Annotated in this window: 21 protein-coding genes; 5 read left to right on the top strand and 16 right to left on the bottom strand. The window is 67.0% G+C overall.

The window, feature by feature from the left end; all coding sequences use genetic code 11:
* Window positions 1–19: 19 nt before the first annotated feature.
* The 13 genes from ACZK0Z_RS16445 to ACZK0Z_RS16385 form a co-directional block, all read right to left on the bottom strand.
* Window positions 20–379, bottom strand: a complete 360-nt coding sequence (locus ACZK0Z_RS16445) for a bleomycin resistance protein (protein ID WP_049429583.1) — start codon at window positions 377–379, stop codon at window positions 20–22.
* A 172-nt stretch (window positions 380–551) separates the two neighbouring features.
* Window positions 552–1,436, bottom strand: coding sequence for an arginase family protein (locus ACZK0Z_RS16440; RefSeq protein WP_049429584.1), 885 nt, complete (start codon window positions 1,434–1,436; stop codon window positions 552–554).
* 3 nt (window positions 1,437–1,439) lie between these two features.
* Window positions 1,440–2,504 carry a GNAT family N-acetyltransferase gene (locus ACZK0Z_RS16435; RefSeq protein WP_197619965.1) on the bottom strand — a complete coding sequence of 355 codons (1,065 nt, stop codon included), beginning with the start codon at window positions 2,502–2,504 and terminating at the stop codon, window positions 1,440–1,442.
* A gap of 29 nt (window positions 2,505–2,533) precedes the next feature.
* Window positions 2,534–3,934 (bottom strand): aspartate aminotransferase family protein, encoded by a 1,401-nt coding sequence (locus tag ACZK0Z_RS16430; RefSeq protein WP_005408663.1) that lies wholly within the window; start codon window positions 3,932–3,934, stop codon window positions 2,534–2,536.
* Between the two features lie 65 nt (window positions 3,935–3,999).
* Window positions 4,000–4,716, bottom strand: coding sequence for an MtnX-like HAD-IB family phosphatase (locus ACZK0Z_RS16425; protein WP_049429586.1), 717 nt, complete (start codon window positions 4,714–4,716; stop codon window positions 4,000–4,002).
* 174 nt (window positions 4,717–4,890) lie between these two features.
* The gene (locus ACZK0Z_RS16420; protein ID WP_197632036.1) at window positions 4,891–6,093 is read right to left on the bottom strand and encodes a DegT/DnrJ/EryC1/StrS family aminotransferase; all 1,203 of its coding nucleotides are present in this window, start codon (window positions 6,091–6,093) and stop codon (window positions 4,891–4,893) included.
* A gap of 10 nt (window positions 6,094–6,103) precedes the next feature.
* The gene (locus tag ACZK0Z_RS16415) at window positions 6,104–6,502 is read right to left on the bottom strand and encodes an EamA family transporter (RefSeq protein ID WP_197632035.1); all 399 of its coding nucleotides are present in this window, start codon (window positions 6,500–6,502) and stop codon (window positions 6,104–6,106) included.
* Window positions 6,499–6,858 (bottom strand): EamA family transporter, encoded by a 360-nt coding sequence (locus ACZK0Z_RS16410; protein ID WP_014646430.1) that lies wholly within the window; start codon window positions 6,856–6,858, stop codon window positions 6,499–6,501. The genes ACZK0Z_RS16415 and ACZK0Z_RS16410 overlap by 4 nt, the downstream gene beginning before the upstream one ends.
* 1 nt (window position 6,859) lies before the next feature.
* On the bottom strand, window positions 6,860–7,696 hold the full coding sequence (locus tag ACZK0Z_RS16405) for an alpha/beta fold hydrolase (protein ID WP_197632034.1): 837 nt from the start codon (window positions 7,694–7,696) through the stop codon (window positions 6,860–6,862).
* A 79-nt stretch (window positions 7,697–7,775) separates the two neighbouring features.
* Window positions 7,776–9,155 carry a sensor histidine kinase gene (locus ACZK0Z_RS16400; protein ID WP_049429590.1) on the bottom strand — a complete coding sequence of 460 codons (1,380 nt, stop codon included), beginning with the start codon at window positions 9,153–9,155 and terminating at the stop codon, window positions 7,776–7,778.
* Window positions 9,152–9,835, bottom strand: coding sequence for a response regulator (locus tag ACZK0Z_RS16395; RefSeq protein WP_088025290.1), 684 nt, complete (start codon window positions 9,833–9,835; stop codon window positions 9,152–9,154). The genes ACZK0Z_RS16400 and ACZK0Z_RS16395 overlap by 4 nt, the downstream gene beginning before the upstream one ends.
* A gap of 131 nt (window positions 9,836–9,966) precedes the next feature.
* Window positions 9,967–11,094, bottom strand: coding sequence for a metallophosphoesterase (locus ACZK0Z_RS16390; RefSeq protein ID WP_197632033.1), 1,128 nt, complete (start codon window positions 11,092–11,094; stop codon window positions 9,967–9,969).
* A 73-nt stretch (window positions 11,095–11,167) separates the two neighbouring features.
* A complete protein-coding gene (locus ACZK0Z_RS16385) occupies window positions 11,168–11,617 on the bottom strand; it encodes a winged helix-turn-helix transcriptional regulator (protein WP_049429593.1) in 450 nt (149 codons plus the stop codon).
* A 92-nt stretch (window positions 11,618–11,709) separates the two neighbouring features.
* Between ACZK0Z_RS16385 and ACZK0Z_RS16380 the strand changes: the two genes are divergently transcribed.
* Window positions 11,710–12,909, top strand: coding sequence for an MFS transporter (locus ACZK0Z_RS16380; protein WP_404830716.1), 1,200 nt, complete (start codon window positions 11,710–11,712; stop codon window positions 12,907–12,909).
* 101 nt (window positions 12,910–13,010) lie between these two features.
* On the opposite strand, the gene ACZK0Z_RS16375 is transcribed toward ACZK0Z_RS16380, so the two are convergent.
* On the bottom strand, window positions 13,011–14,426 hold the full coding sequence (locus tag ACZK0Z_RS16375; protein ID WP_197632031.1) for a diguanylate cyclase: 1,416 nt from the start codon (window positions 14,424–14,426) through the stop codon (window positions 13,011–13,013).
* A 288-nt stretch (window positions 14,427–14,714) separates the two neighbouring features.
* Here ACZK0Z_RS16375 and ACZK0Z_RS16370 point away from each other — a divergent pair, with 288 nt between their 5' ends.
* Complete coding sequence (locus ACZK0Z_RS16370; protein WP_197632030.1) at window positions 14,715–16,964, top strand: FepA family TonB-dependent siderophore receptor; 2,250 nt, start codon at window positions 14,715–14,717, stop codon at window positions 16,962–16,964.
* Between the two features lie 45 nt (window positions 16,965–17,009).
* Here ACZK0Z_RS16370 and ACZK0Z_RS16365 read toward each other — a convergent pair whose 3' ends face one another.
* Window positions 17,010–17,936: a hypothetical protein gene (locus tag ACZK0Z_RS16365; RefSeq protein ID WP_049429597.1), complete on the bottom strand. Its 927-nt coding sequence runs from the start codon at window positions 17,934–17,936 to the stop codon at window positions 17,010–17,012.
* Window positions 17,937–18,157: 221 nt separating this feature from the next.
* Between ACZK0Z_RS16365 and ACZK0Z_RS16360 the strand changes: the two genes are divergently transcribed.
* Window positions 18,158–19,138: a cation diffusion facilitator family transporter gene (locus tag ACZK0Z_RS16360; RefSeq protein WP_049429598.1), complete on the top strand. Its 981-nt coding sequence runs from the start codon at window positions 18,158–18,160 to the stop codon at window positions 19,136–19,138.
* A 38-nt stretch (window positions 19,139–19,176) separates the two neighbouring features.
* Here the strand turns inward: ACZK0Z_RS16360 and nfi are convergent, their stop codons facing one another.
* A complete protein-coding gene (gene nfi, locus ACZK0Z_RS16355; protein WP_049429599.1) occupies window positions 19,177–19,851 on the bottom strand; it encodes a deoxyribonuclease V in 675 nt (224 codons plus the stop codon).
* Between the two features lie 94 nt (window positions 19,852–19,945).
* Here nfi and gpmA point away from each other — a divergent pair, with 94 nt between their 5' ends.
* Window positions 19,946–20,695 (top strand): 2,3-diphosphoglycerate-dependent phosphoglycerate mutase, encoded by a 750-nt coding sequence (gene gpmA, locus ACZK0Z_RS16350; protein ID WP_004150217.1) that lies wholly within the window; start codon window positions 19,946–19,948, stop codon window positions 20,693–20,695.
* A gap of 212 nt (window positions 20,696–20,907) precedes the next feature.
* Window positions 20,908–23,001: a M13 family metallopeptidase gene (locus ACZK0Z_RS16345; RefSeq protein ID WP_197632029.1), complete on the top strand. Its 2,094-nt coding sequence runs from the start codon at window positions 20,908–20,910 to the stop codon at window positions 22,999–23,001.
* Window positions 23,002–23,242: the final 241 nt, after the last annotated feature.

Raw genomic sequence — 23,242 nt, 5'->3', positions numbered from 1 at the left:
CATCTCAAGCCGGCGTCGTTCAGTCCACGTGGGTGGCGAAGCGCAGCCGGTTGCCGTCAGGGTCGCGCAGCAGCATCTCGCGGCTGCCCCACTCGGTGTCGTGCGGCGGCTGTTCGATCGGCACGCCGGCCGCGCTGAAGGCGCGGTACAGGGCGTCGAGATCCTCGACGATGAAGTACACCGCGCCGCCCAGCTCGCAGTCGCCGCTGTGTTCGGTGAGGAAGATCGTCTGGCCATCGCGGGTGAGCTGGGCGAACAGCGGGAAGCCGGGCTCGAAGCGGTGTTCCCAGTCGACCACGAAGCCCAGCCCCTGCACGTAGAACGGCAGGGTGGTGTCGGCGTGGCGCATGCGCAGCTGCGGGATGACGGTCTGGGGCATGGCGGCGGCTCCGAGGTGGGAACCCAGTGTAGAGCCGAGCCATGCTCGGCTGCTGCTCGCGGTCCCCTCAGTGGAGCATGGCTCGACTCTACAGAAGGCGCCAGCCGAGCGTGGGCTCGGCTCTACCCGGCTCTGGTAGTTGCCAACCTTGGTTGGCATTGCCGGCCAGCGGTCAGCAGGCCATCGGGACCGAAGCCATCGCGGCCAGCAGTTCGCGGTTCACCTGCTGGTGACGCGCCTGCCAGGCGGGAAGATCGTCGGCGCTGATGTCCGGCTGGCCATCCAGCGACGACAGCCAGCGCTTGAAGCGGCTCTGGTAGTTGGCCAGCGAGACTTCGCCGGTAATGTCACTGCCAACCAGGCCGCCGGCGCGCAGTGCCTCGATCACCACCAGCGCGTCCTCCAGCTGGAAACGGCCCTGGTCCCAGTTGCTGCGCGCGACGTCCTCGGCGAACACGTCCTTGTCGATCGACAGGTAGGTGGGTTGTGGCGACTTGGCCTGTTCGGCAGCGAACGCAGCCACCAGCGCTTCGGGGTGCTCGAAGCGGCGGAACGCATGGCCCATGCCGAGGCGATGGCCCCAGCCCACACCCACGTCCATGCACCAGTAGGTCAGGCGACCGCCCATCAGCGGGCGCCAGTGGTTCTCCCAGGCATGGCAGAGGCCGATGTCGCTGGAGGTGATGCCGAGCACATGGATGTGCGAGATCTGCGGCAGCTTGCTGGCGGCGTTCACCCACGAACCGCAGTGCATGCCGAACGGAAACCGCATGTTGTCCGGATGGTTGTCCAGCACCACCAGCTGGAACGGCGTCTGTGCACGCATGCGACGCAGCAGCGGCAGGCTGAGGTGATGGAAGTCACCACTGCCGAGCATCACTGTGCCGAGCTGGGCCGGCAGCGGCGCAAGCACCTCGGTGCTGAAGCGATCCAGGGTGCCGTTGCTGCAGGCAAATCGCAGCGGGTCGTGCCACTGCGGCAGCGCCAGGGTCTGCGCCTGGGCCAGTGGCAGCACGCCACCGTCCAGGTTGAGGATCAGCGGGGAACGCAACGGCATCGCTCAACCGCCTCCATCAGGTTCGCCCTGCAGATGCGGGGCCAGCCTGCGCAATGCGGCGCGCAGCAGCGGTGAGCGGGCGTGGATCGCGTGCCGGGTGGAGGTGAAGCTGGCCCCCAGCTCGGCCTTGATCCGCGAGTCGGTCCAGCCGGCCACGTAGTGGCTCAGGCCGTGCTGCAGGGCGTACTCGAGGTTGTGCATCCAGCTGACCGCGTACAGGTTGTGCTCGCGCGACTGCGGGTACGCCAGGCCGATGTACTTGTCCACCAGCTTGCCGGCATGCACGTAGCACAGGTTCCAGCCGATCAGCTGGCCCTCGTGGCGGTACAGGAACATCCGGCCCTGCCCCTGGCTGTCGGCCAGCAGGTGCTGCAGGTAGGGCAGGTCGAGCTGGTCGAAGTGCACCGCGCTCTGCGCATACACGCCCAGGTACAGCGCATGCAGTTCGGCCTGCAGCCGTGGGTCGGCCAGGGCCGGATCACCGGTGGCGATGCAGTCGATCTGCAGGTCGTCGCGCGAGCGCAGCTTGCGCCGGATGTTCTTGCGGCGCGAGGACGACAGGCGGCCGAGATAGCCGTCGATCGAATCGAAATCGATCGCCACCCAGGCCAGCGGCATGCCTTCCAGTTCAACGAAGCCGCGTGCCAGCAATGCCTGCAGGAAGGCGGCGCTGTGCGCATTGGCCGCGTCGTCCAGCAGCGGTGAATCGATGGCCAGGTCCTTGACCACCAGCAGCCGGGTATCGCCGATCGCGTGACGCGTCACGTCCTCGGCCAGCGCCTCCGGCGCGACGTGTGCCGGCAGCGGGGTGTACTCGGTGCTGGTGGCACCGACGAAGCGGGTCTTCCAGGTGATCCACGGCCGCCACAGGCGCGACAGCGGCAGGCCGAGCAGCTTGCTGCGCAGCGCGTCGTCCATCGTGGTGGTCAGGTCGAGCGGTGCACGGAAGGTCGGCAGGCCGCTGGGAAGGCGGCCTGCCTCGAATCCGAGCGGCGGGTGGGCCAGGAAGCCCTCCAGCAGCGCGGCCGGTTCCAGCGCGGTGCTGGACGCACGTGACGTCATTTCCATCGGCACGGGAACCGGCAGCGCATCCGGCCTCAGCCCTTGGCCTTGGTCAGCGCCTGGTCGAGCAGGGTGATCGCCAGGTCGATCTCTTCGTAGCTGATGTCCAGCGACGGCGCGAAGGTGATCACGTTCTTGTACCAGCCACCCACGTCGAGCACGAGGCCCATGCGCTTGCCGTCATGCAGCAGGTCGCCGGCCAGGCCGATGTCGACCATGCGGTCCAGCAGTTCCTTGTTCGGCGTGTAGCCGTCGGCCTGGCAGATTTCCGCGCGCAGGGCCAGGCCCAGGCCGTCGACGTCGCCGATTTCCGGGTGACGCTTCTGCAGGCCACGCAGGCCGTCGAGGAAGTACGCGCCCTTTTCCGGCACGGTGCGCTCGTAATCCATTTCCTTGCCCAGTTTCAGCACTTCCAGGCCCAGGCGGGTGCCCAGCGGGTTGGAGTTGAAGGTGGAATGGGTGGAGCCCGGCGGGAATACGGTCGGGTTGATCAGCTCTTCGCGTGCCCACAGGCCCGACAGCGGGTTCAGGCCGTTGGTCAACGCCTTGCCGAACACCAGCACGTCCGGGGTCACGCCGAAGTGCTCGATCGACCACAGCTTGCCGGTGCGCCAGAAGCCCATCTGGATTTCATCGACCACCATCAGGATGCCGTACTTGTCCAGCACGCGCTTGAGGCCGGTGAAGAAGTTGCGCGGCGGGATGACGTAGCCGCCGGTACCCTGGATCGGCTCGACGTAGAACGCGGCGTACTCGGCCTGGCCGACCTTGGGATCCCACACGCCGTTGTACTCGCTTTCGAACAGGCGCTCGAACTGCCACACGCAGTGGTCGGAGTACTCGTCCGGGGTCATGCCCTTCGGGCGGCGGAAGGGATACGGGAACGGGATGAACATCGCGCGCTCGCCGAAGTGACCGTAGCGGCGGCGGTAGCGGTAGCTGGAGGTGATCGACGAGGCACCCAGGGTACGGCCGTGGTAGCCGCCTTCGAAGGCGAACATCAGGCTCTTTCCGCCGCGCGCGTTGCGCACGATCTTCAGCGAATCCTCGATGGCCTGTGCACCGCCGACGTTGAAGTGCACGCGGCCATCGAGGCCGAACTTCTCGTGCATGTCCACGGCAATGGTCTTGGCCAGCTGCACGCGGGTCGGGTGCAGGTACTGGCTGGCGACCTGCGGCAGGGTGTCGATCTGGTCCTTCAGCGCGTCGTTCAGGCGCTTGTTGCTGTAGCCGAAGTTGCAGGCCGAGTACCACATCTGCAGGTCGAGGTAGGGCACGCCCGCACCGTCGAACATATAGCTGCCTTCGCCACGCTGGAAGATCTTCGGCGGGTCGACGTAGTGGACGGTGTCGCCGAAGGAGCTGTAGCGGGCTTCGTCGGCCAGCAGCTGCGCATCGGAGGCAGCGGCGTCGGCGTTCTTGTCAAAAATGTTCATGCAGTTCGGTTCCGTGAAGGACGTTCGAAAGGGGGCAACGGGGGAGCGTGGCTGGAAGGGAGTGCTCAGGCGGTGGCCAGCAGCAGGGGCAGTACGTCGGGCTGCGGGCTGGCGTCGATGCGACGTGGCTGCAGCAGGCTGCCATCGAGCAGGCGCGGCAACAGCGCGATTGCATCGTGGAAGGTGTCGATGGCGGCATGCTCGATGCCGGCATTCGTGCAATGGGTGATCAGGCGGCGCTTGGCGAACACGAAGTCGGCTTCTTCGGACACGCAGAAATCCGAGCTGCCGTCGCCGATCATCAGCACGCGCGGTGCTTCGTTGGCACGTGCCTGCGCGGCGCAGGTGCACTTGCAGGTGCCGCTGCGGCAGCCCTCGGCCTGGTAGGGTGATTCCAGTTCCCAGTGGTCTTCGCACCAGCGCAGGTGGTTGGCCACCACCGGCAGCCGCGACAGGCCATGGTTGGCGAGGATGCGGTGGATCGCATAGTCCAGGCCGTCGCTGACGATGCGCAGCGGCAGGCCCAGCTGCTCGGCGCGGGCGACGAAGGCGACGAAGCCCGGGTCGATCTGCACCTGGTCCAGGTGCGCATCAAGCGTGGCCGGGTCCAGCTTCAGCAGCCGCACCTGGCCCTGCATGCATTCGCGCGAACCGATCTTTCCGGCCTTCCACTGGTCTTCCAGCGCCTGCCAGCCCGGCTGGCCGTACTTCTCCAGCAGCGAGTCGATGACATCTTCGAGGCTGATGGTGCCGTCGAAGTCACACAGGATGCTCCAGTGCATGGGCAGGTCCGTCGATGAAAGAAGCGACCGGCACGATGCCGGGGCAGGCTCAATGTAGGCAGGCCGCCTTTCTCGTTCCTTTCCTGTTGAAAGGCTTCATCGACGGACTGGGAAAACGTTCAGGAAGGTGCATGGATGAATGCGCGGAGCGCAGGCCACGCATGCACGTGCGGGTCAGGCGCGGGCCAGGACCTGCAGTATTTCGGCCGTCTCTTCACGGGTCTGCCAGGCGCTGTTGCCAAGGGTCAGCATGCGTGCGGCGAAGTCGCGTGCGTTGGGCACTTCGGCGGCCGGCACGATGCCGCGCAGGTACGCGTAGTCGGGCAGGGCATGGATGAACATGCGGCTGGCGCCGAGTCCGCGTGGCCACAGGTCTTCCAGTACGGCATCGCGGGCCCGCTGGCTGGGCAGCAGCAGCATCAGCATCGGCCAGGTTCCGCCGGTACCGGCCAGCCCATCGACCACTTCCACCGCCGGCAGCTGTGCCAGCTGCACGCGCAGCTGCAATGCACGCAGGCGACCTGCCTGCAGGAATGCAGGCAACCGCCGCGCGGCATGGGCTCCGATGTTCTGCCGCCACTGGCTGACCCGGTGCTGCGGAATCTCCAGCGGGAAAATGTCACCGACCGCTTCTTCCAGGTCGCCACGCTGCAGCGCACTGCGCAGTGGATTTCCATACACCATCGATAGGAGCGATGGCCGATAGCAGGCGGCCAGGCCGAGTAGCTGCACGCTGCGCAGCAGTTCCCAGCGCAGGCTGGAACGCACCTGTTCGGCGGCATGTGCGGCCAGCGCGGCACGCAGCTCGTCATCGCGGCTGACCAGCAGGCCGCCTTCGTGCAGGCTCAGGCCCTTGCCGGCGGCCAGGCTGAAGAATCCGATATCGCCGCGCAGGCCGACACTGGTATTGCCGACGCGTGCACCGAGCGCCTGCGCGGCATCTTCGATCACCCACGCGCCAGCGCCGCGTGCAACCTCGCAGGCCAGCTCGACATCGGCGATGCGCCCGCCCAGGTGGGTGGGCAGGATCGCCAGCGTGCGTGCATCGGCCAGGCGGCTGAGCTGGCCAGGATCGAAATCGAAGTGGCCGGGGCGGGTGTCGCACAGCTGCACGCGCAGGCCCAGGCTGTGCACCGCGATCGGCACCAGCGGGCAGGTGTAGCCCGGCAGGATCACGGTGTCGCGCTTGGGCGCGCGTCTGCGCAGCGTGCGCAGGGCGATCAGCAGCGCGTGCGTGCCGGAACAGGTCAACTGCAGCGGCGGTGTGCCGAGCTGGCTGGCCAGGATCGCGCGAAGGTCGCCACCGCCGGGGAGGAAGTCGCTGGCCTGCATGGGCAGGCCGGCGGTGGGCGGCAGCTCGCGCGCGAACAGGCTCATCGCAACGCGCTCATGCGGTACTTTCGGCAGGGCTATGCGGATCGTCCGCTTCGGCACGGCCCAGGCAGGCGATGCCGGCCACGATCAGGACCGCACCGACCAGGTGATGCAGGGTCAGCGGTTCGTTCAACAGCCAGGCCGACAGCAGCAGCACGCTGATCACTTCCAGGTGCGAAGCCGCGAATGCTGGGCCGATCGGCGCATGCCGCAGCAGGCTCATCCAAGTGAAGAATGCACCGACGTAGCCAAGGATGGCGCCGTACACCCACGGCTGCGACAGCACGCGCAGCAGCCATGCCGTGTTGGCCTCGACCGGCAGCGCGGCATCGCCGGCGTACTTGAAACACAGCTGGGCCAGCGTGTCGAAGGCCATCAGCAACGGGAAGCCGATCACATACAGGCGCCTCATGAGCCCGCTCCCACCACGGCCACGCCGGCGGTGACCAGCAGCATGCCGGTCACCCGCAGCGGGGTGAGCTTCTCGCGGAACAGGATGCGGCCGGCAATCATCAGTGCGACGATGTTGATCGAGCCCAGCAGCACGCCCTTGGACAGCGGAACCAGTGACAGGAACGCGATCCAGGCGACGAACTCAAGCACGTAGCAGGCGATGCCGATCCACAGCCACGGGCGGCTGAGCATGTGTTTCCAGCGTTGCAGTCCTTCGCCGTCCTGCGGGTCGCTGGCGGCGGCCTTGAAGGCGAGCTGGCCGCCGGTATCGAGCACCACGTTGGCCAGCCACAGCAGCGTGGCAAGTGCCCCCATCTCAGGCCACCGCCTTGAGCACACCCGTACGCTCACCGATCTCGGTGAAGAAGCGGGCGCTGCGGCGGATCACGTAGCGGCGTTCGCGGTCGATGGTGATCATGTGGTAGCTGTCTTCCAGTACCACCAGCTCCTTCGGGCCGCTGACCCGCGACATCACCAGCTCGGCGTTGCCCATGCTGGCCACGTCGTCCTCGCGGGCGTGCATCACCAGGCACGGCGCGGTGACCTGGTGCAGGTGGCGGCGGGTCCAGTGGCTGAGCGCGCGCATTTCGGCCAGTGCGTGCCAGGGGTTGCCCGGCAGGCCAGCGGCGGCGCTGTCGCCGGACAGCATGGCGGCGCTCACCTGCGCACGCAGGCGCTCGTCACGCAGGCCGTACGGCGGTTCTTCCATGAACATGCGGTCGCGGCCGATGTTGAAGCGCTTGAACCACGGCAGCAGGAACGAGAAGCGGGCCACGGCGGGAATGTTCCAACCGTCGTAGCGGAACGTGGCGCCGTATACGCCCACGCCGGACACCCATTCCGGGCGACGTGCCGCCAACGCCAGCGAAAGTACCGCGCCCATCGACAGGCCACCGACGAACAGCTGGTCGACCTTGCCGCGCAGGTTTGCCGCCGCATCTTCCACGCCCTGGTACCACTGTTCCCAGGTGGTCGCCAGCAGGTCATCCACGGTGCCGCAATGGCCGGGCAGCTGCACGCCGTGCACGGTGAAACCGGCGTTGTTCAACCCCTTGCCCAGCATGCGCATTTCCGCCGGGGTGCCGGTCAGGCCGTGGACCAGCAGCACGCCCTGCGGGCCACCGGGGAGGAAGAAGTCGTGCGATTCGGTCACCTGGCGGCTCCGGGACGGCAGTGGGGATGGCAGGATCGCAAGCGTGATTTTCACCAGCCTTTCAGCGCCCCGGGCCGGGTCAGGGGGCCTTCAGCAGCGGCAGCGTGATGGCGACCTTGAGCCCGCCACCCGGGCGGTTGAGGAAGCTCAGGCGACCGCCGAAGTGCTCCACCGCCTCGTGCGCGATGGCCAGGCCCAGCCCGGTGCCGCTGGCAGTGGTGCCAGGGGCGCGGAAGAAGCGCTCGCCGAGGCGCGGCATCACGTCTTCCGGGACGCCTGGGCCGTTGTCTTCCACATAGAGTTCGACATCATTGTCGTCCAGTGCGTGCACGCCGACTGTGACGGTGGCTTCACGGCCCGCATAGCGCAGGGCGTTGTCGATCAGGTTGTCCATTGCTTCCTGCAGCATGGCACCGTTGCCCAGCACGCGCAGCGGCTGGGGGCTGCCGCGGTATCCGAGATCAATGCCATCACGGATCGCTTCCGGGACCCGCATGCCGACCCACTGCGGTATCAGTTCGCACAGGTCGAGTGCTTCCACGGTATCCGGCACGGTCTGGGCTCGGCTCAGCGCCAGCAGCTGGGTGCTGACCCGCGCGGTGCGCTGGTTGAGCCGGCGGATGTGCTGCAGTGCCTCGCGCACCGTGTCCGGGTCGCCGTGCGCCAGCGCCTGGTCCACGTGCAGGGCCATTCCGGCCAACGGCGAGCGCAGCTGGTGTGCAGCGTCGGCGATGAAGCGGTTCTGCAGGGTGATCATTTCCGCCTGGCGCGCGAACAGATCGTCGATGGTGCTGATCAGCGGCTGGATCTCTTCCGGCACGTCGGCATCGGAAATCGGCGCCAGCTCGCCGCGGCGCTGCGCCAGCCGGGTCCTCAGCGGGGTCAGGATGCGCAGGCCGTAGGTCACGCCGAACCAGACCAGCGCGGCGGTGCCCAGCGCCAGCATGGTCATCAGCGGAATGATGATCATCAGGATCTCGCGTGCGCGCTGGCGTCGGTCGGCCATGCTCTCGGCCACGGTCACTGCCAGCTGGTCCTGCGGATCATTCATCGCCTGCGTGCAGACAGTGGCCATGCGTACCTGCTGGCCGTTGAGGTGACCGTCGTACAGGGCCGGATGCACGCCGGTGCAGTCCTGCGAAGGGGCGTACGGGCTGAAGTCTGCATTGCCGCTGAGCGTACCCTTGCGGCTGCTGTCGACGTTGAAATAACGATGGCCGTCGGGGTCGTACTCGATCAGGAAGCGCGCCTGTGGTGACAGGTCGCTGGTCACCGGCATGGTGCTCAGCATCTGCGCGAACGAGTGGGTGTCGTCGATCAGGTTGCGGTCGTGGATGCGGTTGGAATAGTCCAGCGCAACGTAATAGGCCAGGATCGTGTTGAAGGTGAGCAGGCCCAGCATCGGCAGCGCCAGGAAGGCGAGCAGGCGCCGGCGCAGGCTGGGCGGTCCACTGATCACGGGGTGCTGTCGTCCTGCGCGTCTTCCAGCATGTAGCCCAGCCCGCGCACGGTGCGTATGCCCATCCCGCCGGGTTGCAGCTTGCGGCGCAGGCGGTGCAGGGCGATGTCCAGGCCGTTGTCGGTCAGGTCCTGGCCCCAGTCGCACAACGCTTCCACCAGCTGCGCGCGCGATACGATGCGCTCGGCGCGTACCGCCAGCGCTGACAGCAGGCCGAATTCGCGCGCGGTCAGTTCCAGCGACTGGTCGTCGATCCACACCCGGTGCCCGGCCAGGTCCAGGCGCAGGCGGCCGATGCGCAGGTCCGGGTTGCCATTGCTGGTGACCCGGCGCAGCTGGGCACGCACGCGTGCTTCGAATTCGTCCAGCGCGAACGGCTTGACCAGGTAGTCGTCGGCACCCAGGTCGAGCACGCGCACGCGTTCGGCCAGGCCGTCGCGGGCGGTCACCACCAGCACAGCCAGGCCATCACCGCGCTGGCGCAGGCGCTGCAGCACGTCGCGGCCATCCAGCTGCGGCAGGCCCAGGTCCAGCACCAGTAGTGCGTACTGGGTCGAGCCCAGGGCAGCGTCGGCGTGCGCGCCATTGTCGACGTGGTCGACCACGTGCCCCTGCCGGCGCAGCGAGGCGCACAGGCCGGAGGCGATGTCCGGGTCGTCTTCAGCAATCAGAACGCGCATGCGCGGGGCTCCTGTAACGGTCAGGCCCACCGGATGGACGGGGTGGGCCTCTCGGCTGCCGAGGGTAGCCGCAAACCGGGTGAAGGTGGAACGCGGCGGCGGCGCCGTACGCCGTCGCGCTGTCCGTCCATTCAGTCCTGAAGGCCGGGCTCGCCCTGCGCCAGCGGCACCCGCGAACCGTCCAGCAGGCCACGGCTGAGTTTGCCATCTTCGATGAACAGCAGTTCGCCGTTCTCGCCGTTCTTGATGCTGCTGTCGATCGCGATCACGCGGTCGCCATGGAAGCTGCTGACGTGCGGCATCGAGGTGTGGCCGACCACGATGCGCGAGAGCTTCAGGCGGTCGAGCACGTTCTGCACCCCTGCGGTGTCGAGGCGGCCATCGAAGTAGCCGCGGTACCAGATCGGGCTGGTCTTGCCGTCATACAGCGGAGCGGTGGCCGGATCGGCTTTAACTTCGGCCTTGGGCAAGCCCAGCGACGCCTGGTAGGCCGCGTTGGTGCGTGCCGGGTCCAGCGCCAGCTCGACGGCTTCGGGCGAGATGCCGCCGTGCAGGAACAGGGTGTCACCGATCTTCAGCAGTACCGGGCGGGTACGCAGCCACTGCCCGATCACCGAATCGGCACCGTACAGCTGCGGGTAGCTGCGGCCGAGCAGCTTGGCGCTGCGCAGGTACTTCGGGTTGACGTAGCGCAGGTCGTCGTACAGCACCATGGTTTCGTGGTTGCCGAGCACGAAGTGCACCGCGCCACCGGCCGCAGCTGCCTGCTGCTGCAGGCCGTACAGCAGCCAGAATGCCTCGGTCACCTGCGGGCCGCGGTCGAAGACGTCGCCGGCGATGACCAGGGTGTCCTTGCCCAGCGCCCAGCGGTCCTGTGCGTCGATGACCCGGTTGGCGCGCAGCAGGCGCACCAGCAGCCCATATTGGCCGTGGATGTCGGACAGCGCGACGATGCGAGGGACCGCCGGCAGTATGGAGACCGAGGCGGCATTGGGTGCGTCTACGTGCACGGTATGCTCATAGCCGCAGCGTGCTGCGATATCGGTCCCCGCCTTGCTGATGGGCAGGGTGCGCGACTCGACCTTGTCCGCACAGATCCACTTCGCCTGCAGTTGCTCGCCCTTGCGGAACACATACGGTCCATCGGCCTGTACATGGTCGGCCGGTGCGGCGACCTCGCGGGCCTGCGTGGTTCCGGCCGCGCAGGCCAGCAGTGGCGCCAGCAGGGCGGTCAGCAGGGAAGGGTGATAGCGCGACATCGGCGGCATCCAGCAGCGGAAAGATCCGATGCTACCCGGCGCTGGCGTTCCCTGGTGTGCGCGAGTGGGCGGGTCAGGCCCCGCCGCCAGCATCCTTGAGCTTGCGCACGTGGGTGTGGGTGGCCTGCAGCGGCTCGCCGTTGCGGCCGTGTGGCTGCATGTAGGGCAAGGGCCGCCGCGTACTCGATTCGATCAGTTGGGAATGGGGCTCACCGGCCTCGAAGCAATGCCGCTCGCCCCACTGGCGCAGCGCGACCAGCAGCGGAAACAGTTCCAGTCCGGCGGCAGTGAGCACGTATTCCTGGTAGGCCGAACCGTCGGAGGCCGGTTGCAGCTGCAGGATGCCGGCATCGACCAGCCTGCGCAGGCGGTCACTGAGGATGTTGCGTGCCGCGCCGAGGCTGCGCTGGAAGTCGCTGAAGCGGGTGACGCCGTCGAACGCGTCGCGGATCACCAGCAAGGCCCAGCGATCACCGAGCAGGTCGGCGCTGCGGGCGACGGGGCAGGGGCTGTTGGCGTGCATGGGTGTATCTCCAAATGTGGTTGCAGTTTAAAACCTTTGGCGCTAGCCTGCATCAGGTTTCAAATTGCAACTACATTATGAGCCCCGCTCCGATGCCCCAATCCCTGCTGGTGCTGCTGGCAATCGCCGCCGGCGCCAGCGTCGCCAATGTCTATTACGCGCAGCCGTTGCTGGACCAGCTTGCGCGCACCTTTGCACTGGACCGTGCAGTGGCCGGTGCGGTGCTGGCGGCTACCCAGGCGGGCAGTGTGCTGGCATTGCTGGGGCTGTTGCCGCTGGCCGATCGCGGTGATCGGCGACGCCTGCTGCGGTTGCAGCTGATGGTGCTGGTGCTGGCCTTGCTGTGGCTGGCGACGGCCCGCACGGCGACCTGGCTGTTGTCGGGCATGCTGCTGACCGGGCTGCTTGGCACGGCGCTGACGCAGGGGCTTATTGCCTACACGGCAACACTGGCTCCGCCCGAGCAACGCGGACGCATCGTGGGCGTGGTGCAGGGAGGTGTATTCATCGGGCTGCTGATGGCGCGTGTGGTGTCGGGTACGGTGGCGGCAGCATTGGGCTGGCAGGCGGTGTATCTGCTGTCGGCGCTGGTGATGGCAACCCTGGCGGTGCTGTTGTGGCGGCGCCTGCCCGCAGTGCCGGTGCCGGAAGTCCCCCCACGCTGGCGCGAGCTGCTGGGCTCGATGCTGGGCATGCTGCGTACCGACCGAACGCTGCGCGAGCGTGGGCCACTGGCACTGCTGCTGTTTGCTGGGCTCAACGTGTTCTGGGCGGCCGCCCCGTTGCCGTTGTCGGCCCCGCCTTTGCATTGGTCCACCGCAGCCATTGGCTGCCTGGGCCTGGCCGGCGTGGTTGGTGCGTTGATGGTGGCGCGGGTCGGGCACTGGATGGACCGTGGATTCGCACATCGGGTCAGCCTCGGAGCGCTGCTGCTGATGCTCGCCGCGTGGTGGCCGCTGCTGGGCCTGCCGCAGTCGCTGGCGTTGCTGCTGCTGGGCGTGGTGGTGCTGGATCTGGGCGGTCAGGCACTGCACGTCGCCAACCAGGCGCTGCTGCTGCGCGCGCCCGGTGAACAGCATGGACGCCTGGTGGCGCTGTACATGCTGTTCTATGCGATGGGCAGCGGTGCGGGCGCGGCGGCCGGGCCCTGGATGCAGGCGCGCCATGGCTGGTCGGCGGTCTGCATGCTGGGGGCCGGCATCGCGTTGCTGGCGCTGCTGTGGTGGGCGGCGTGGCGAGTGGTGGCGCTCAATGCATCGGCCGCGGTGCGAAGCGGTAGAGTCGACTGTTAGGCGACTGCTCTTCCGTCACTTTGCGAAAAACCCCGCGCTGCGCGCGATAGTCGACTGACAGTCGACTCTACACGCCACCGGGATGTTTCATTTCCGCCGGTTCACCGCTGCAGCGCACGCCGTCCCGGCGCATCCTGCAGGGCGTCGCTGGCCACCACCACCCGGTTGCGGCCACTGCGCTTGGCCTCGTACATCGCAGCGTCGGCGCGTGCCATCAGCCGCTCGTAGTCCGGGTGGCCGTCATGGCCCGCCACGCCGATGCTGGCGGTCAGTTCCAGTACCTGCCCGTTGGCCAGCGCCACCGGCGAGTGCGCGATCTGCCTGCGCAGGCTTTCGGCAATCACCCCGGCCTGTGATTCGCTGGCCGCAACCAGCACCACCACGAACTCCTCACCGCCATAGCGGAACAGGTAGTCACTGCCGCGTGTGAGCTGCCCCAGCAGGCCGGCCACATGCTGCAACGCGCGATCGCCGGCATCGTGGCCGTGGCCGTCGTTGATTGCCTTGAAATGATCCAGGTCGAGCAGCAGCAGCGAGAACGGCGTGCGGTTGCGGGTGGCCAGCTCGATTTCCCGGCGCAGCACGGTGGGCAGGAAGCGGCGGTTGAGCAGGTTGGTCAGGGCATCGCTGCCGGCATCCAGTTCGCCGATGCGTTCGAACAGCAGCGTCATCAGGGTGCGGATCGCGGCCAGGTCCTCGCGGATGGCCGGCAGCACCGCCAGTCGCTGCGCCGGAGCATCGCCGCTCGCGCGCTGCAGGTGGCTGTCAATGCGGGCCATCAACTGGCCCACCTGCTGCGTTTCGCTGCTTTCGCCGAAGCTGGGGATGCCCTTGTGGGTGAACCACAGGCCAAACTCCGAGGTGGCCAGGCTGGCATTGTCGCTGGCCTGCACGTGGCCGGCGAGTGCGTAGAGCAGGGCGTTCTCCCAGTCCAGCAGCAGTGCGCGCTGGCGCTCGCGTTCGGTACCGACGTTCTGTACCAGCGAGAACAGCCGGTAGGCGGCGTCGGCACGGGTGGAGCGCTCGCGCGCATGGGTGTAGGCCAGGGTCATGCCTTCCATGGCGATGTCCATGATCGCGCTGAGGCAGTCGATGGCGGCGAATGCGGTCGCGCTGTCGGGTGCATCGTCGCGCAGGCGCAGGAACAGTTCGTGCTTGAGCACGCGTGCGCCGCGGGTGACCAGATCGACCGGAATGCCGACCCGCGCATGCACGTCGCCGATCACCCGCTGCGAGGCGACGGTGGCGACCACGCCGGCGGTGTCGGTGGTCAGCAGCTGCACCAGCCAGCGTTGCATCGCCGGCTGCAGGCGTTGCTTGACCTGTTCGTGGGACAGGAAGCGGCGCGCGCGGCCATCCTGCAGCAGCACTTCATAGAAGCGCCCGGCGAGCGCCGGTGGCGCGTCCGCGGCGGCGGCGTGCAGCAGCGCAGTGGCGGCGGGGCCGGCCTGCTGCAGGCACAGCTGCCACGCCTCGGCCAGCGGTTGGCTGGCTTCATCCAGTTGGGGTGTTTCCACGTCGATCTCTGACTGCGTACGACAAACCACGGGTATCGGCCGCGGTGGCGTGCGGTTGATGGCGGGTTAGCCGGCCAGTTTACGCGCGGTGCAGGGTTGCACGGTGCGCAAACCACATCGGGGCCGCTGCGGCAATGAGTGAACGCATTTGAGAATCAATCTCATTGATGGGAGAATGCGCGCACGGAGCGGGGTGCAGGTGCCTGCAGCAACGTTCCGCGCCTCCCCCTCGTCGTTGCCTCAAGCCCTTTGCCAGAGGCCCCGTTGCCCTGCCAGAAGGTTCAGACCATGTCCCCTGCCGTTGTCCTTTCGCCGCGCCCGCTGGCGCTCGCCGTTGCCGCCCTGTTGGCGGGCGGTGCCCTGACCGCCCATGCCGAAACCGACGCCACCGATATCGACACGGTGCATGTCACCGCCTCGCAGATCGCGCGCCAGGCGCTGGGCACCTCGACCATCACCGCCGAGGACATCGTCAGGCGCCCGCCGGCCAACGATATCGCCGAACTGCTGCGCACCATGCCGGGCGTCAACCTGACCGGCAACAGCGCCTCGGGCCAGTACGGCAACAACCGCCAGATCGATCTGCGTGGCATGGGCCCGGAAAACACCCTGATCCTGGTCGATGGCAAGCGCATCGGTGCCCGCGATGCAGTACGCATGGGTCGCAGCGGCGAGCGCAATACCCGTGGCGATACCAACTGGGTGCCGGCGGAGATGATCGAGCGCATCGAAGTGCTGCGCGGTCCGGCGGCGGCACGCTACGGCTCCGGTGCTTCCGGTGGCGTGGTCAACATCATCACCAAGCGCCCGACCGGTGATCTGACCGGCGCGGTCGACATGTACGGCCTGGTGCCCGAGCACAGCGCCGAGGGCGGCAGCGAGCGCGTCGGCCTGCAGTTGAGCGGGCCGATGACCGACACGCTGTCGTTCCGCCTGTACGGCAACCTCAACAAGACCGACGCCGATTCGCTGGATCTCAACCGCCAGTACGCCACCAATCCGAACGCGGTGCCACCGGCCGGTCGTGAGGGCGTCAAGAATCGTGATGTCAACGCGCTGCTGCGCTGGGACGTGACCGCCAACCAGGTGGTCGAGATCGAAGCCGGCACCAGCCGCCAGGGCAACATCTACGCCGGCGACCGCGCGGTCAGCACCACGGGTACTTCGACCGGCATCGATCTGGCTGCGCTGGCCGACGGCAAGGCGGAAACCAACCGCATGTACCGCAACACCGGCGCAGTCACCCATCGTGGCCGTTGGGGCGATGTGACCTCGCGGGTGACCGCTGCGGTGGAGGCGGTGAACAACTCACGCATCAATGAAGGCCTGGCCGGTGGCCCGGAAGGCAGCTTCAACGGCACCGACTGGTCGACTTCGCGCCTGCGCAACTACCAGCTGGATGGCGAAGTGAGCTTCCCGACCACGCTGGGCGGCGCCGAGAACATCTGGACGCTGGGCTTTGAATACCTGGACAGCCGCCTGACCGACCCGTACTCGATGAGCCAGTCCAGCACCAGCGGCGGCGGCTTCCCGGGCCTGTCGGCCGATCGCGCGCGCGGCAAGTCCGATGCGCAGACCACCGCCGTGTTCGTCGAAGACAACATCTACCTCGGTGAGCGCTGGATCGTTACCCCGGGCCTGCGTTTCGACCACCACAGCCAGTTCGGCAACAACACCAGCCCCAGCCTCAACGCGCAGTTCCGCATCAACAGCGACTGGGTGGTGAAGGGCGGTGTCGCACGTGCGTTCAAGGCACCGAACCTGTACCAGTCCAATCCGGACTATCTGTACTACACCCGCGGCAACGGCTGCCCCAATGCGCTGCCGAGCCTGGGCGCCGGTTGCTACATGCGCGGCAACGCGGACCTGAAGGCAGAAACCAGCCTGAACAAGGAGCTGGGCATCGAGTGGGCACCGCAGAGCGGCTGGCAGGCGTCGTTGACCTACTTCCACAACGACTACAAGGACAAGATCCAGGCCGGCTACACCCAGATCGGGCTGACCGCCGACACCAAGGGCCGCATCTTCCGCTGGGAGAACGCGCCGAAGGCGATCGTGCAGGGGCTGGAAGGCAACCTGGTGATCCCGCTGCTGGGCGAGCAAGGCAACCGCCTGAAGTGGAGCAACAACTTCACCTACATGGTGGAGAACGAGAACAAGACCACGCGCCAGCCGTTGTCGGTGATCCCGAAGTACACGATCAACACCATGCTCGACTGGCAGGCCACCGACAAGCTGTCGCTGCTGCTGACCGGTACGTTCTACGGCAAGCAGGAACCGGCTACCACCAACATCAACAACGACCCGCGCTGCACCGGCACGTGCGATCCGTCGGTGGCGCTGCAGGACCGTGGCGCCTACAACATCTGGGGCGTGAGCGCGCGCTACAAGGTGACCGACACGGTCAGCTTCGGTTTCGGTGTGAACAACCTGGCCGACAAGCGCCTGTTCCGCGAGGCCAACAGCAGTGATGCTGGTGCGGCGACCTATAACGAGCCGGGCCGCGCGTACTGGGCCAGCCTGCGCTTCGGGTTCTGACCCGATGAGACCTGCGCCGGGGCGTTCCCCGGCGCAGCCTGAAGGCTACTTCACCTGCCGGCAATCGCGCAGGTGGACGCCACCGGTGTCCATCTTGTCGACCACGCCTTCCAGTTTCACCCAGTCGTTCTCGCGCAGGGTAGCGCCCAGTGCCATCTGGTCCGGCGCAAGCGCACAGTGCACGGTGAAGTTGGCGTTGTTGTCTTCGTTCGACTGGCGCCCGCCGATGCCACCGATGCCTTTCATCTTGGTGACCAGATAGCCCACCTCGAAGGTCTTGGCGAAGCGGTTGGGCTGGGCGGTGTAGACCTGGCCGTCAATGATGAAACGACGGCCGAAATACTTGACGAGCAACGGCTGGTACATCGCATCGGTATCCGGCGGGGTACTGGTGCCGGAGAACAGTGCCCTGAGCGGTGCGGTGTTGATTTCCCGCTGCAGCCGCTTGGCGTCCTTGCCCATTTCGGTGGACATGCCGACCGCGGTGGCCTGGATCGGCTTGTCGAAGCCGCTGGAGACACGTACGGCTTCGGCGATCGCCTCGCCTTCGGGGCCGGTCTTGAGCTTGTCCAGCCAGCCGCACAGCGCGCTGCGTGCGTCCTCTTCCTTGGCGGTCTGTCCGCGGGACAGCTTGGTGCCGACCACCACGTTGCCGCCATTGGAGGCGGTGATGATGCTGACCAGCGGCATCTTCGTGTCGGTCTGCAGCACGTACATCTGGCCTTCGGTCTCGGTGATGACATCACCGCTGACGAAGTTGTTGCCCTCATCAAGCGCTGCCTTGCGGAGCTGGCCCAGGGCACTGCGGGGCTTCAGGCCGGGAAGGGTGACTTCGGAGGTGAAGAACTGGCCATTGCGGGGATCGCCTACCGCCTGGAAGTTCTGTTGGCAGGTCTTGGCCGAGGCGCCTGCGGCCATACCCAGCGCGCAGGCCACAGCGACGGCGACCCAGGGGGTCTTGGTAGTCCACATGTTCCAGATTCCTTGTGCTTGGGTGTCCATTGCGGGCAGCAACGCCGAAGCGATCTGGCCGCCCGTTCCCCGTCCAGAGGGGCTACGGCCATCATAGTGTGGCCCGGCGCAGGCGCAACCTTCAGCGACCGGCGCCGTGGATTCTGCAATGTTATAAACACCGTGATAGTTTCCCCACGGTCGCCAGCGTAGCCTGCCTCCATCGCAAAGGAGCTGTTGCCATGGGCCACGACCACGACCACCTGCCGTCCGAGATCCGCCACGAGAAGCCCTTGTGGTGGGCGCTCGGCCTGACCTCCACCTTCCTCGTCGTCGAGGTGGTGGGCGCGTTCTGGACCAACAGCCTGGCGCTGTTGTCCGATGCGGCCCACATGGCCACCGACGCATTGGCGCTGATGATCGCGCTGATCGCGGTGCGGCTGAGCCGGCGCCCGCCGGATGCGCGCCGCACCTATGGCTACGCGCGCCTGGAAGCACTGGGCGCGATGATCAACGGCGCGATGCTGTTCGTGGTTGCCGGCTACATCCTGTGGGAAGCCGTCGGGCGCTTCAGCAAGCCGCAGGAGATCGCCTCCACCGGCATGCTGGTGATCGCGGCTGCGGGCCTGGTCATCAACCTGATCTCGATGCGCCTGCTGCAGGCCGGCAGTGGCGAGAGCCTCAACGTGAAGGGCGCCTACCTGGAAGTGTGGGCGGACATGCTCGGCTCGGTGGCAGTGATCGCCGGTGCGTTGCTGATCCAGTTCACCGGCTGGAAGCCGATCGATCCGATCCTGGCCGTGCTGATCGGCCTGTGGGTGCTGCCGCGCACCTGGGTGCTGATGCGCGAGGCGATCAACGTGCTGCTGGAAGGCGTGCCCAAGGGCATGGACGTGGCCAAGGTGCGCGACAGCCTGTCCGGGCATGCCGCGGTGCTGGACGTGCATGACCTGCACGTGTGGGCGCTGGCCTCCAGCACGCCAGCGCTGACCGCGCATGTCGTGATGCGCGACGGCACCGATGCCGATGCGCTGCGCCGTGAGCTGGGCGCGCGCCTGCACGATGATTTCGGCATCGAGCACGTGACGCTGCAGATCGAGGCCGACCACTGCGGCGAGGCCTGCGGTGAACCGGCGCCGGCCAAGGGCGGCGAGCACGAGGGCCATGAAGGTCATGACCACGGCGAAGACGCACAAGGGCATCGCGGCCACGTGCATCGCTGATCGAAGATGACGCGCGCGCCGGGAGAGGCCCGGCGCAGCTATTCGTCCCGTCGCGAGGCCAGCCGGTCCGCCAGCCGGGTCGGCTCCGGCAGCCGGTAACCGCGCAGGGTGCGCTGCACCCAGTCCAGCGCGGTATCGGCACTGACCCGATGGCCGCCGGCCACGAACAGCGGCTTGCAGCGCACCTTGCTGCGCAGCACCCAGCCCAGTTGTTCATCGCCATCCCGCAGTGGCGCATGCGCGCCGGCCTCGGCGCCCGGCTCGATGAACCGGCCCACCAGTTTCGACTTTGCGACGCCGATGCTGGGCAGGTCGGTGACCACGCCCAGGTGCGCGGCCACGCCCAACCGGCGTGGATGGCTGATGCCGTGGCCGTCGACGAACACCAGGTCCGGCGTGCGCGGCAGCAGCGTCAGCGCGGCCAACAACGCTGGCAGTTCGCGGAAGCTGAGCAGGCCGGGGATGTACGGCATCACCGTTGGAATCCGCGCGATCTCCTGCGCCACGGGCTGCAGCGTATTCGCGTCCAGCAGCACCGCTGCGGCGCGGGTGGTGGCGCCGTTGTCTTCGAAGCCGACATCCAGCCCGGCCAGCCAGCGCACATCGCGGGGCAACCGGTCCTTGCGCTCCACGCGGCTGGCAAGCTGGGTCTGCTGCGCGCGGGCAGTGGCGACGCTGCCTTCCCAGCGTCCGGGGTCGATCACCGTATTCATTGGCCACAGCATGGCATGGGCAACGCCACGGCCCGGTGAGCGGCGCCCGGGGCTACAATGGTGGCCTGCCTTTCCTCGCGTTGGAGACCCTGCAGTGACCCGTAAACTCGTACTGTTGCGCCATGGCCAGAGCCAGTGGAACCTGGACAACCGCTTCACCGGCTGGGTCGATGTCGACCTGACCGAGCAGGGGCGCCGGGAAGCGGCCGCCGCCGGTCGCCTGATGCGCGAGGAAGGCCTGCAGTTCGACGTCGCCCACACCTCCGTGCTGAAGCGCGCCATCCACACCCTGCAGGGTGCGCTGGCCGAGCTGGAGCAGGACTGGCTGCCGGTGAACAAGTCCTGGCGGCTCAACGAGCGCCACTACGGCGGCCTGCAGGGCCTGGACAAGGCCGAGACCGCCGCCAAGCACGGCGAGGACCAGGTCAAGGTGTGGCGCCGGTCGTACGACATCCCGCCGCCGGCCATGGACCTGGAAGATCCGGGCCACCCGATCCATGACCGCCGCTATGCCGGCCTCGATCGCAACGCGTTGCCGGGCACCGAATCGCTGGCCACCACCCTGGACCGCGTGCTGCCGTACTGGCATGACGCCATCGCGCCGCAGCTGAAGGACGGCAAGACCGTGCTGGTCACCGCCCACGGCAACTCGCTGCGCGCGCTGTACAAGTACCTCAACAACGTCTCGCGCGAGGAAATCCTCGAGCTGAACATCCCGACCGGAATTCCGCTGCTGTTCGAACTGAACGACGATCTGACGGTGAAGTCGTTCCGCTACCTGGGCGACCCGGAAGCGGCGCGCAAGGCCGCCGAAGCCGTGGCCAACCAGGGCAAGGCGAAGTAAGGCAGAAGGCCGGCGCAAGCCGGCCTTCTTGATTTTGTAGAGTCGAGCCATGCTCGACTGCTTTTTGGGCCTCTTGCCACAAGTGGCATGAAACCGGAACGGAGAGCAGTCGAGCATGGTTCGACTCTACAGAGAGGCGTCCTGTGACCTTTGGCCGGTCCCCGCGCTGGGCCTTCCCGGCTACCCTGTGAAATTACCCGCAGGAGAGCCTCATGAACTTCCGCAACCTGGCCCCGCTGGGCCTGACCATCGCCATTGCTGCCTCGCTGGCCGCCTGTGGCAAGAATGAATCCGCGCCGGCTGCCCACGCCGACGCCAAGCCGGCCTTCGACCAGTCGCAGATCAAGACCCCGCTGATCTCGCTCAACAGCGCCGACCTGGATCTGGCCATTTCGGCCTGTACCGACCTCAATGGCTTCGTCAACAGCAAGTGGCTGAAGGCCAACCCGGTGCCGGGCGACCAGACCACCTGGGGCAGCTTCGAGATCCTGCGCGAGCGCTCGCTGGAAGTGCAGCACGCGCTGGTGCAGCAGGCCGCCGCCAGCCAGGCCAAGGCCGGTTCGGTGGAAGCCAAGATCGGTGACATCTGGAAGACCGGCAACGACGAAGCCAAGATCGAAGCCGCCGGCCTGGCGCCGCTGCAGCCGCAGCTGGACAAGATCACCGCGCTGAACGACACGGCTGCCATCACCCAGTACCTGCGCGACAGCCAGGCCGAGGGCAAGGGCGTGCTGTTCTCGCTGTTCGCCAATGCCGACTACAAGGATTCGGCCAACGTCATCGCCTACGTCGGCCAGGGCGGCCTCGGCCTGCCGGAGAAGGGCTACTACTTCGACGACGCGCAGGCCAAGATCCGCGACGCCTACGTGGCCTACATCGCACAGGTGCTGACCCTGTCCGGCGTGGACGCTGCACAGGCCACCGAGCAGGCCAAGGCCGTGATGGCCTTTGAAACCCGCCTGGCCAAGGCCTCGATGTCGCGCATCGAAATGCGTGACCCGGCCAAGCGCTACAACCCGCTCAGCGCCGCCGACGCCGACAAGCTGACCCCGAACTTCAGCTGGACGGCGCTGTTCGACACCCTGAAGGTGCCGGCCGCGCAGAAGTTCTCGCTGGCCCAGCCGGGCTTCTTCGGTGAAATGGACAAGATGCTGGCCGATGTGCCGGCCAGCACCTGGCAGGCCTACCTGCGCTTCCACACCATCGACGATGCTTCGCCGTACCTGAGCAGCCAGTTCGAGAAGGCCAATTTCGATTTCTACGGCACCACCCTGCGTGGCCAGAAGGAAATGCAGCCGCGCTGGAAGCGCGTGCTGGAGTCGGTCAACGGTGGCATGGGTGAAGCCCTGGGCCAGCTGTATGTCGACGCCGTGTTCCCTGCCGAATCCAAGGTGGCCATGCAGCATCTGGTGGAAAACCTGTCGCAGGCGCTGAAGGCGCGCCTGGAGCAGCTGCCGTGGATGGGCGAAGAAACCAAGAAGAAGGCACTGGAGAAGTGGGCCAGCTTCACCCCGAAGATCGGTTATCCGGACAAGTGGCGTGAGTGGACCGGCCTGCAGACCAACGGCGACAGCTACCTGGGCAACATGCAGGCCGCGCGCGCGTTCAATTACCGCTACATGCTGGACAAGATCGGCAAGCCGGTGGACAAGACCGAGTGGGGCATGACCCCGCAGACCGTCAACGCGTACTACAACGCCACCAAGAACGAGATCGTGTTCCCGGCCGCCATCCTGCAGGCGCCGTTCTTCGACGCCAAGGCCGATCCGGCGCTGAACTACGGCGGCATCGGTGCGGTCATCGGCCACGAAATGATGCACGGCTACGACGACTCGGGCAGCCAGTTCGCCGCCAACGGCAACTTCGACAACTGGTGGACCGACGCCGACCGCAAGGCCTTTACCGAGCGTACCGACCAGCTGGTCGCGCAGTTCGACGGCTATGAGGCGGTGCCGGGCGTGTTCGTGAAGGGCAAGCTGACCCTGGGCGAGAACATCGGCGACCTGGGCGGCCTGACCGTAGCCTACGACGCGCTGCAGATGGCGCTGAAGGAAGACCCGAAGGCGAACGTCGAAGTTGATGGCCACAGCCAGGACCAGCGCTTCTTCATGAACTGGGCCACCGTGTGGCGCCGCAACTTCACCGACGGTGAGCTGCGCGTCCGCCTGAACACCGACCCGCACGCCCCGGCCAACTTCCGTGCCAACGGTGCGCCGTCGAACATGCCGTCCTATGCCGCTGCATTCCAATGCAAGGCGGGCGATGCGATGGTGCGTGCCGACGACAAGCGCGTGGTGATCTGGTAATCGATCGCACGTGATGCGTGATGCAGAAGGCCCGGCGAACGCCGGGCCTTTTGTTTGCCGGCACGATGGCGCCGGATCGGTAGAGTCGACTGTCAGTCGACTATCGCGCGTAGCGCGGGGTTTTCGCGATCTGTAGGAAGAGCAGTCGACTAACAGTCGACTCTACCAGCAAGTCGGTCGGCGCATCAGCCGCCGTGTCCGTCGGCAAGTCGGTCGGCGCATCAGCCGCCGTGTCCGTCGG

It is taken from the genome of Stenotrophomonas sp. 116085_Sma, assembly GCF_056479585.1.
The sequence above is the reverse complement of the archived record's forward strand: the minus strand, read 5'-3'. Positions and strand labels throughout refer to the sequence as shown.

Coding starts and splice junctions, on each gene's coding strand:
- ACZK0Z_RS16425 (WP_049429586.1), bottom strand. CDS start 4,716: ATGCACTGGAGCATCCTGTGTGACTTCGACGGCACCATCAGCCTCGAA.
- ACZK0Z_RS16380 (WP_404830716.1), top strand. CDS start 11,710: ATGCCCCAATCCCTGCTGGTGCTGCTGGCAATCGCCGCCGGCGCCAGC.
- ACZK0Z_RS16410 (WP_014646430.1), bottom strand. CDS start 6,858: ATGGGGGCACTTGCCACGCTGCTGTGGCTGGCCAACGTGGTGCTCGAT.
- ACZK0Z_RS16445 (WP_049429583.1), bottom strand. CDS start 379: ATGCCCCAGACCGTCATCCCGCAGCTGCGCATGCGCCACGCCGACACC.
- ACZK0Z_RS16385 (WP_049429593.1), bottom strand. CDS start 11,617: ATGCACGCCAACAGCCCCTGCCCCGTCGCCCGCAGCGCCGACCTGCTC.
- ACZK0Z_RS16365 (WP_049429597.1), bottom strand. CDS start 17,936: ATGTGGACTACCAAGACCCCCTGGGTCGCCGTCGCTGTGGCCTGCGCG.
- ACZK0Z_RS16390 (WP_197632033.1), bottom strand. CDS start 11,094: ATGTCGCGCTATCACCCTTCCCTGCTGACCGCCCTGCTGGCGCCACTG.
- ACZK0Z_RS16395 (WP_088025290.1), bottom strand. CDS start 9,835: ATGCGCGTTCTGATTGCTGAAGACGACCCGGACATCGCCTCCGGCCTG.
- ACZK0Z_RS16440 (WP_049429584.1), bottom strand. CDS start 1,436: ATGCCGTTGCGTTCCCCGCTGATCCTCAACCTGGACGGTGGCGTGCTG.
- ACZK0Z_RS16430 (WP_005408663.1), bottom strand. CDS start 3,934: ATGAACATTTTTGACAAGAACGCCGACGCCGCTGCCTCCGATGCGCAG.
- ACZK0Z_RS16360 (WP_049429598.1), top strand. CDS start 18,158: ATGGGCCACGACCACGACCACCTGCCGTCCGAGATCCGCCACGAGAAG.
- ACZK0Z_RS16345 (WP_197632029.1), top strand. CDS start 20,908: ATGAACTTCCGCAACCTGGCCCCGCTGGGCCTGACCATCGCCATTGCT.
- ACZK0Z_RS16435 (WP_197619965.1), bottom strand. CDS start 2,504: ATGGAAATGACGTCACGTGCGTCCAGCACCGCGCTGGAACCGGCCGCG.
- ACZK0Z_RS16370 (WP_197632030.1), top strand. CDS start 14,715: ATGTCCCCTGCCGTTGTCCTTTCGCCGCGCCCGCTGGCGCTCGCCGTT.
- nfi (WP_049429599.1), bottom strand. CDS start 19,851: ATGAATACGGTGATCGACCCCGGACGCTGGGAAGGCAGCGTCGCCACT.
- ACZK0Z_RS16420 (WP_197632036.1), bottom strand. CDS start 6,093: ATGAGCCTGTTCGCGCGCGAGCTGCCGCCCACCGCCGGCCTGCCCATG.
- ACZK0Z_RS16415 (WP_197632035.1), bottom strand. CDS start 6,502: ATGAGGCGCCTGTATGTGATCGGCTTCCCGTTGCTGATGGCCTTCGAC.